Origin of the sequence: Mesorhizobium sp. M7A.F.Ca.CA.004.04.2.1, assembly GCF_004022825.1 — a bacterium.
Taxonomy (GTDB): domain Bacteria; phylum Pseudomonadota; class Alphaproteobacteria; order Rhizobiales; family Rhizobiaceae; genus Mesorhizobium.
On record NZ_RZPH01001148.1, the window covers coordinates 1 to 1,795 of the forward strand.

The window sequence follows — 1,795 nt, forward strand, 5'->3', positions numbered from 1 at the left end:
GCTCGGCGAAGCCTTTGTCGGCCTGAGCGCCGGCCATCCCTTGCAGGAGCACATCACCCGTCAGGCCGCCCGCCTTGGCGGCCATCTGCACTTCCGCATCCGCGTGCCCGGCCTCGACAATGTCTGCCGGCTGGTCGCCCAGGGCGCCGGCATCGCCATCGTGCCCGAAAGTGCCGCGCGCCGCTCCGCCCGCACGCTGCGCAGCCTACGGTTGACCGACGACTGGGCAACACGCCAGCTCAACCTCTGTGCCCGCCGCTTCGAGGATCTGACGCCACAGGCAAAACTGCTGGCGGAGGCGCTGGTGTGAAGTCGCGCTCTACGGCGCTTTGCCCATGGAGCGTAGCGCGTTGATCGCAGCGAGGTATTCGATGAAATGCTTTGGGCAATCGCTTAGCACGAGCCGATAGAGCGGCAACGTCTCGTCGTCACGATGCTGCAGCCGCTGGAATTCCGCTGTGTAGAAATTGGCCTCGCAGACCTGCTCGTTCCTGATGGTTGCATCCGGATCATCAGCCGCCTTCAGTGTCACTTCAGGCGCCTGGTCACCCAGCAGCATGCGGACCAGCGGCGCCGGCCATTTCGTCATGTCGAGCTTTGCCACGCGCAGGATGCTCGACTGCCCGTTGCGGCGCCGGGCAAGGTCCACCCAGATTGCGGAATACGCATCCTGGGGCTGCATTTGGGCGGACTTCTCCAGATCGGCCTGTGCCTTGGCGGCCGGACCAAAGTAGAATCCGGCAATGCCGCGACTTTGATAGAAACCCGCGAATTTTGGGTTTCGACGAACAGCCTCGTTGAAGTTGGCGAAGGCCTCGACATAGTCTGTCTTGTACATACTGGCGATACCCAGCGCTTCGTAGGCGCTGGGATAGTTCGGCGCATAGTGCAACGCCTGAGTGCAATCATTGATCGCGCGATTGTTTTTCGCCATGTACAGCCACACGTAACAGCGCCCGAGATAGGCGGCGGCATCTTCAGGATTGAGGAAGATCGCTTGATCATAGTCCGCGATGGCGGTGTCGTATTTGCCTTTATCGCTCCAGGCCGCGGCACGGTTCCTGTAGGCGCCAGCATAGCCGGCATCTATTGCGATCGCGAGATTGTAATCTGATATGGCGTCATCATATTTATGCCTGGATGCCCAGACGAGGCCCCTGCTGTCGTAGGCTTGCACATAGCCTGGATTGATGGCGATCGCGTAATCGTAGTCCGCCAGCGCAAGATCATACTCGCCTTTGTACGACCAGACCCGACCCCGATTGGTGACGGCTTCGGCATAATGGGGATTGAGGGTGATCGCCTGGCTAAGGTCGGCTAAGGCCCGGTCCGCATCATCGATGTACGACCATAGCAGACCGCGATTGTTGTAGCCGACGGCGTTTTTCGGATCGAGGCTGATCGCCTGATCGTACTCGGCAATGGCCCGCTTGTAGAACATCTTGCTCGCCCAGACATCAGCGCGGTCGCGGTAGATCGAGGCATCCTTTGGATCGAGCCTGATCGCCTGGTCATAGTCAGCAATGGCGCGAGCCTTGTCGCCTTTCTTCATCCAGATCTCGGCGCGCCGTCGAAAGGCGAGGATATGATTCGGATCGAGCGCAATCGCCTGGTCGAGGTCCGCAATGGCGCGGTCATATTCGCCGCTGCCGTCCAGTGCATTCGCTCGGTTGAAATGGGCAAGGGCTTGATCATTCACCGATACGGCCTTGTCCTCCAGCAGGCTGGTGCACACGACGATCCGCTTGGAGGCGTCGAGCTCATCGTCGCCGCAATTGTGCAGACGATTATCGGC

At 60.2% G+C, this 1,795-nt stretch carries 2 protein-coding genes; one reads left to right on the plus strand and one right to left on the minus strand.

Features of this window, described 5'->3' with window-relative positions:
* A partial coding sequence (locus tag EN893_RS32285; RefSeq protein WP_245490939.1) for a LysR substrate-binding domain-containing protein occupies window positions 1-310 on the plus strand: 310 nt, incomplete at its 5' end.
* 9 nt (window positions 311-319) lie between these two features.
* Here the strand turns inward: EN893_RS32285 and EN893_RS32290 are convergent.
* The coding region (locus EN893_RS32290; RefSeq protein ID WP_128362106.1) for a tetratricopeptide repeat protein at window positions 320-1,795 on the minus strand (1,476 nt) is incomplete at its 5' end.